This window comes from Hydrogenophaga sp. GW101-3F08 (genome assembly GCF_059424585.1).
In genome coordinates, this window is sequence record NZ_JBWKZP010000004.1 from 382,816 (window position 1) to 389,675 (window position 6,860).

Annotated in this window: 5 protein-coding genes and 1 pseudogene; all 6 read right to left on the reverse strand. The window is 69.2% G+C overall.

Annotated features, from left to right (window positions below):
• Nucleotides 1–17: 17 nt before the first annotated feature.
• Nucleotides 18–1,283 carry a cardiolipin synthase ClsB gene (gene clsB, locus AC07YZ_RS13970; protein WP_494795181.1) on the reverse strand — a complete coding sequence of 422 codons (1,266 nt, stop codon included), beginning with the start codon at nt 1,281–1,283 and terminating at the stop codon, nt 18–20.
• A gap of 59 nt (nt 1,284–1,342) precedes the next feature.
• The gene (locus tag AC07YZ_RS13975; protein ID WP_226491871.1) at nt 1,343–2,071 is read right to left on the reverse strand and encodes an endonuclease/exonuclease/phosphatase family protein; all 729 of its coding nucleotides are present in this window, start codon (nt 2,069–2,071) and stop codon (nt 1,343–1,345) included.
• Between the two features lie 49 nt (nt 2,072–2,120).
• The gene (locus AC07YZ_RS13980; RefSeq protein WP_494795169.1) at nt 2,121–4,292 is read right to left on the reverse strand and encodes a site-2 protease family protein; all 2,172 of its coding nucleotides are present in this window, start codon (nt 4,290–4,292) and stop codon (nt 2,121–2,123) included.
• Nucleotides 4,289–5,614: an efflux RND transporter periplasmic adaptor subunit gene (locus AC07YZ_RS13985; protein ID WP_494795170.1), complete on the reverse strand. Its 1,326-nt coding sequence runs from the start codon at nt 5,612–5,614 to the stop codon at nt 4,289–4,291. Before AC07YZ_RS13985 ends, AC07YZ_RS13980 begins: the two co-directional genes overlap by 4 nt.
• 9 nt (nt 5,615–5,623) lie before the next feature.
• Nucleotides 5,624–6,439: an efflux RND transporter periplasmic adaptor subunit gene (locus tag AC07YZ_RS13990; protein ID WP_226491868.1), complete on the reverse strand. Its 816-nt coding sequence runs from the start codon at nt 6,437–6,439 to the stop codon at nt 5,624–5,626.
• 1 nt (nt 6,440) lies between these two features.
• A pseudogene (locus AC07YZ_RS13995) lies at nt 6,441–6,860 on the reverse strand (TolC family protein); the annotation flags it as partial.

Below are 6,860 nucleotides of genomic sequence, written 5' to 3' on the forward strand. Positions count from 1 at the left end.
GCCTTTGGGTCTTGGTTTCAGTAGCGGTGCCCGGTGATGAACAGCAGCGCGCGCATCACGCCAAACGCCAGCCGGTCAAGCACGCGCTGGCGCCACGGGCGCTGCCCGAGCGCGCGGGCGCTGAGTGTCTGGCCGCTGCGCTGCAACAGGGCCTCCAGGTGTTCGTGCAACTGCGAGGCGAAACGCCGGTCGGTGGTCATGACGTTGGCCTCGCGCGCGAGCAGCAGGGACAGCGGGTCCAGGTTGGTCGAGCCCACCGTGGCCCAGCGCCGGTCCACCACCGCCACTTTCGCGTGCAGCGCGCTGGGTGCGTATTCGTGGATCTCGATGCCGGCGCTCAGCAGCCGCTGGTACACCGGGCGCGCCGCGTGGTACTGCAGAAAGTGCTCGTAGCGCCCCTGCAGCAACAGCCGCACCCGCACCCCGCGCGCGGCCGCCATCGTGAGCGCGCGGCGCAGCTTGCGCCCGGGGATGAAATAGGCGTTGACGATCACGACATCCTGCCGCGCCTCGCCGATGGCCTTGAGGTAGGCGCGCTCGATGTCGTGCCGGTGGCTGACGTTGTCGCGCAGCAGCAGACAGGCCCGGGCGTCGTCCACCCCGAAGTGGAATGCCCCCTCCCCCGCTCCGGTCAGCGGCTCGCCATGGCCAGAGGCCGATCCGCTGTGCGCCTCGAACCGCTGCAGCAGACGCGAAAAGTCGCCCACGGGCAGGGTTTCCCGCAGCGCGTCCCAGGCCGCCATGAACTCCCGCTGGCGCGCCTTGCGCACCGCCTGCAGCCGCCACCAGAGCTGTTCCATGGTCTCCACCATGTCAGCCACCAGCGGGCCGGCCACCCGCAGCGAATAGTCCAGCCGTGGCGCGGTCAGCCGCCCCAGGGCCACGTCGTCCTGGTCGTCGATGATGTTGATGCCGCCACAGAACCCGACCGTGCCGTCCACCACGCAGAGCTTGCGGTGCAATCGCCGCCAACTGCTCGGGATCAGCAGGCCCAGCCGCCCCAGCGGGGCGTACACGCGCCAGCGCACCCCGGCGGCATCAAAGCGGCGCCGCCATTCGGGTGGGACTTGCGGCGTGCCCACGCCATCCACCACCAGGCGCACCAGCACGCCGCGCCGCGCGGCACGCTCCAGCGCCTGCGCCACGCTCAGCGCCGAGCCGGCGAATTCGAAGATGTAGGTTTCCAGATGCACCACCCGGCGCGCGGCGTCCATGGCCTCCACCAGTGCCGGGAACAGGGTCTCACCCCCCTCCAGCAGCAGCAACTGATGCCCGCCCTGCATGGCGCCCAAGCCCGGTCCACACGCCTTGGGTGGGGTCGGGTCGCTGCGGCGCGCGGTGGTCACAGCTCCAGCTCGGCGATCAACGGCAGGTGGTCCGACATGCGCGCCCAGGCGCGGCCGTGCGGCACCTGGGCCGAGACCGGTCGCAGGCCGCGCACGTACACGCGATCCATGTGCAGCAACGGCAGGCGTGAGGGGTAGGTGGGCAGGCGGATGCCGTCAAAGGTGTGCAGGTCCAGCTCGGCCATGGGCCGGTGCAGCTGCACGCCCCAGTCGTTGAAGTCCCCCGCAACGATCAGCGGCGCGCCGGCGGGCACCTCACGCGCCACGTACTGGCCCAGGCGCTGGACCTGGCGTTCCCGGCTGGCGTGGATCAGGCCGAGATGCACCACCACCACGTGCACGTCCTTGCCGTCCACCAGCAGCTGCACGTGCAGCAGCCCGCGCTGCTCGAACCGGTGGTCCGACACGTCGGAATGCCAGCTCTCGATCACCGGCCAGCGCGACAGCAGGGCGTTGCCGTGCTCGCCGTGACGCGTGATGGCGTTGGTGCGGTAGACCGCCTCGTAACCGTCGGGGGTCAGGTAGTTGGCCTGGTCCAGATCGGGCCAGCGGGTGAAGTGTTTTTCCAGCTTGCGGTTGTGGCGGCGCACCTCCTGCAGGCAGACGATGTCGGCGTCGAACTGCTCCACCGCATGAAACAGGTTGTGGATCTCCAGCCGGCGCGCGGGCCCCAGGCCCTGCACGCCCTTGTGGATGTTGTAGGTGGCCACACGCAGGATGCTCATGCGCGCAATGATCGCATGTTGGCGCGGCCCGGTGTGCGGGCCCGGTGGCTCAGAACCCGCTTTCCCGGATCACGACCGACGCCACCTGGCGCAGGGTGCCCATCAGGATCGAGTCGGCCCGGCCCTCGATGCGCACCCGCACCGTGGCCGCCTGGTCCGTCACCAGCGGCTCGTCCAGCACCACCCGCACGCGAAACAGGGCGTCGCGCGCCACCGGCACCGGTGCCTGCCCGGTGGCGGCGGGCTCCTGGACGGTGGCGATCGGCCCGCCGTTGCGGGCGTCGAGCATGGGGCTGGGCAGGACCGTGGTCCTGGACACGTCGATCGCGGCGATATGCCCCCCGGTCCAGGCCGCGGGGTTGGACAGCAGGCGCGCCCGCACGGCCTGGCCGACCTCGATCCGCGCCAGATCGGCCTCGGGGATGTAGGCATCGATGACCCACTGCTGGTGGTCCACGATCATCGCCAGCGGCTGGCGCGACTTGACCCAGACCCCGGGAGCCAGCGCATGGTCCAGATCGCGCAGCTCGCCGTCGAACGGCGCGCGCAGCGTCAGCCGCTCCAGCTCGTCCTCGCTGAGTTTTTCCTCGGCTTCGAAATAGGCCTTCTGCGAGGTCAGCAACTGGCGCTGCGATTCGCCGTCGGGCACCCCCATCAGGCCGACAATCTGGCTTTCGCGGGCCTGCGCCAGCGCACGCGATCTGTCTTGGGCGATGCCCAGCGCCGAGGAGTCCAGCACGAACATGACGTCCCCCGCCTTGAACCGGCGCTGCTCGGGCACGGAGACGATCTGGGCGGCGAACGGCGAGTGGATGAGTTGCTGGTTGTCGGCATGGACCCAGCCAAAGCCCATCACGCGGCTGTTGAACGGAAACACCAGGATGGCCAGCAGCATCGCGCCCAGCACCCACAGGCGGCGGCGCCGGGGGCGGGTGATCTCGGCCCGGCGCTCCCGCCAGACCGCCAGCTCCTTCATCACTGGCCGGCCGATGAACCAGTGCAACTCCAGCGCCATGAGCATGAGGCCCAGCAGCTTGAAGAAGAACACATAAACCAGCACCGCGATGCCAACGAACACCGTCAGCCGATAGACCCAGGTGATCAGCGCGAAGGCGATCAGCAGGCGCCGCTTGCCCAGCGGAAAACTCTCGGGCCATTCGTCCTGCAGACCCAGCAGGGCGCGGCGCAGCCAGACCCGGGCCAGCGCGCTCGAACGCTCGTGCAGGTTGGGCAGGTCCAGGAGGTCGCTGGCGATGAAATAGCCGTCAAAGCGCATGAACGGGCTGGCGTTGACCGCCAGCGTCATCACCCAGCTGGTGGTGGCCAGGAAAAACAGGCCGTTGCGAAACGAACCGTCGGGCGCCAGCGCCCAGGCCAGGGTGGCCAGGCCGGCCAGCGCGAGTTCCACCGCGATGCCCGCGCTGGCGATCACCAGCCGCTGGCGCGCATCCTTCAGGCGCCAGCTCTCGCCGGTGTCGGTGTAGAGCATGGGAAACATGACCAGAAACGCCACCCCCATGTGGGCCACGCGCACGCCGTAGCGGGTGGCGGCAAAAGCGTGCCCCAGCTCGTGCACGGTCTTGGCGAACACCAGCGCCAGCACATAGCCCAGCAAGCCGGTCCAGGTCAGGTTGTCCACCAGGGTGTGGGTGAAAACATCCCACTGGCGGGACACCAGATACACCCCCAGCACGGTGATGGCGCCAAACAGCGCCGCCAGCACCGACAGGTTGAGCCGGGCCAGCAGCGGCTGGATCGAGGCCAGCCAGGCCTGCGGGCGCACCAGCGGCAGGCGGAAAAACAGGTAGTTGTGCACCAGCCATTCCAGCGGCGAGCGCTGCAGTTTCTCGCTGCGGTCCAGCACGCGGGCCACGTCGGTCGGCTTGTCCAGGCGCAGCAACTGGTTGTCCGACAAAAAGCCCATCAGGTGGCGCACGTCCTGCAGCGTGACGTTCAGCGGCGTCTGGGCGTTGACGGTGCGCACCAGGCTGGCCGCGTCGTGGTCCGCCCAGTGCAGCAGAAGCTCGAAATCAATCCAGCCGATGCGGTAGAAGCGGTTGTTCACCGGGTCCTGGATCACCCAGGCCGGGGTGCCGTCCTCGTTGGGTGCCGCGGGAAACAGGACCAGCTCGTCGCGGATGCGGGGCAACTCCACCGGCTTGGCACCACCGACCTTCACCTGCCCGTGCAGGCTGGGCGCGGGCATGGCGCCGGCGTTCACAGGCCGGTCCATTCCCGCACGCTGGCGATGGGGCGGCGGAACAGGTAATAACCGAGCAGCACCCAGTCGCCCGAGATGCGCGCGGTGCCCCGCAGGCCGATGCGGGGCAGCTCGGTGCCGGGTTCAAACCCGGCACGCAGGCGGTAGGAGGCCACGCCGTCGGGGCTCACCGAGGCCTGGTAGCTGGCCTCGATCAGGCGCCCCGCGCGCGGACTCAGCGGCTCGGTGTGCAGGAACAGGCGCACCGGCGCGTCGGTTTCAAGGTTGATCGCATCGGACACGGCCAGCCAGACCAGGATGCCGCCGTCCTCGGGCCGCGCCAGCTGCATCACGCGCTCACCCGTCTGCACCGGCCGCCCCAGCCAGTCGTTGGTGTCGGCGAAGATGGCCACGCCATCGCGGTCCGCCCGCACCTCGACGCGCTGGGCCTGGGTGTCCACGGCGGCCAGTTCGGCCTCTTTCTCCCGCACCCGGCCGAGCGCAACGGCCACGTCGGCCTTGCTCTTGGCGTCGTCGAACGCGCGCTGCTGGGCGATGTGCGCATCGGCCTGGGCGATCTCCAGGCCCTTGAGCGCCACCTGGCGCCGGTTGGCCAGCGCCGAGTCGTCCAACGAAAACAACAGATCGCCCGCCTTCACCCGGGCGTTGGGCGCCACGGCGAAAGAGCCGACCACGCCGTCTTGTGGCGCCGCGACCGCGATCGCGTTCAACGCGATCACCTCGGCCGGCGCCAGCACCGACAGCCGCACCGGAATCAGCATGCTCAACGCCAGCGCACCCAGCACCAGCCAGCGGTTGCGGCCTTTGAACCCCTGCCGGAGCTGGCTCCAGGTCGGGCGCGAGGTCTGGCTCAGGGCGGCAAAACAGTAGCCGTAGGTGCTGTGCAGACGCTGCGCGAGTTCCACCGAGGCATCGTCCCAGGGCTGCTCGCGGGCATAGAGCACCACCCCGCGGGCCTTCCCCTGTGGGTCTGGCAGCGGCACCAGCAGCAGGTGTTCGGGCAGCCACTCGGCCCAGCTCTCGGCGTCTTCGCTGGCGGCGTCCGCGAGATCCAGGCGGTGAATGGCGCCATCCGAGGGAAAGCGCCTGGCGAACCGCCCGAGCCAGACCGCGAACGGCGATTCGCTGGCCACGCTAACCAGCCCGGAAGCCGCGCTCAGCCGTGGCCGCTCGCCGTCGTATTCAAACAGGGCCGCCTGCCGGTATGGCGTCAACGCATGGGTTTCGTTGACGATGGTGAAGCGCAGGGCGGCGAGGGTCTGCGCTTGCAGCACGCGGGCTTCGATCTGCAGCAGAACGCCCAGATCCGATACCTCAGACATGGGCCGGGCTCACCGCATGCCGGTGAACTTCGCCACACCGCTCATGCCGGGCAGCAAATCGGGGTGTGTCTTCAACATCGTGGCCTCCAGCTCGATGGTCTGGCTCACCGGGTCGACCCGGCTGTTGATCCGCTGCACGCGCGCGGGGTAGGTGTTGCCGGTTTCATCGATGGTCACGTCGAACGTGTGGCCCATTTTCAGGGTGGCCATCCAGCTCGACGGCACGTTGAGCTTGAGCAGCAGCAGCCCGCTGCGCACCAGTTCCAGCAGGGGTTGGCCCGCGGTGACCGTCATGTGACTGCGCACATGCAGCTTGGCGGTCTGGCCGGCCCAGGGCGCACGGATCGAGCACTGGGAGATCTGGAACTGGTACAGGTCGATCTGCGCCTTGGCCTTGGCCACGGCGCTGGCCGCCAGGGCCACCTCGACATCGCTGGCCTGCTCCAGGCCCTGCATGCGCAGCTTGGCTTCGTACTGGTCGTTCGCGGCCGCCAGATCGGCGTTGGCCATGGCCTGGCGCGCGCGCGGCTCTTCACAGTCCAGGGCGATCAGCACCGCACCCTGCCTGAACGCCATGCCCAGACCGGTGTTGAGCTGCACGATGCGCCCCGGCACCGGGCTGGCCAGCACGGTTTCGCCCGCCGGCAGCACCAGCACCCGCACGGATGTGGCTGCGGCCGCGGGAGCCGCGGGCGCAGCAGCCTTGGCAGGGCTTGCCACGGCCCTGGCCGCTCCGGCCGGGCTGGTCTGGGCCGACGCGCTCAGGGAAAGCGCGCCCAGAAGCAGGGCCGAGCCGGTGGCGCGCCACAGAGATTTGCAGGACATATCAGTCAACATTCAACCAGGATTTGAGTTCGCCGAGATGGGAGTTCATGGCCGCCATGAGGCTGGACTCGTAGACCGAGGCCCGGGCGTTGAGCGGTATGGTAGTCGCGAAACGCGCCCGCTGCGACTGCCCCGCCTCATCGGTCAGGTTCAGCGTCCAGGTGGCTTTCTCCACGCCGTTGCCACCCGCCGACTCGAACGCCAGGTGCAGCGGGGTGCCCTGCTGGGCATCGGTGCCGATCTGGTGGCGGGCCAGCAGCTCGGTCACCAGGGCCGTCATGCGCACCTTTTGCACCGGGTCCTGGATGCCTTCGAGCCGCACACTGACCACCGCGGGACGGCCAAACAGGTTGGACGACATCACAAAGGCGTCGGTCTGCGAGGCCTTCAGGTGGGCGCGCACGCGCTGCGTGAGCGTGTC

Bases quoted from the DNA above. Each gene is read 5' to 3' on its own strand.
- clsB (WP_494795181.1), bottom strand. From the start codon at position 1,283: ATGCAGGGCGGGCATCAGTTGCTGCTGCTGGAGGGGGGTGAGACCCTG.
- AC07YZ_RS13975 (WP_226491871.1), bottom strand. From the start codon at position 2,071: ATGAGCATCCTGCGTGTGGCCACCTACAACATCCACAAGGGCGTGCAG.
- AC07YZ_RS13985 (WP_494795170.1), bottom strand. From the start codon at position 5,614: ATGTCTGAGGTATCGGATCTGGGCGTTCTGCTGCAGATCGAAGCCCGC.
- AC07YZ_RS13990 (WP_226491868.1), bottom strand. From the start codon at position 6,439: ATGTCCTGCAAATCTCTGTGGCGCGCCACCGGCTCGGCCCTGCTTCTG.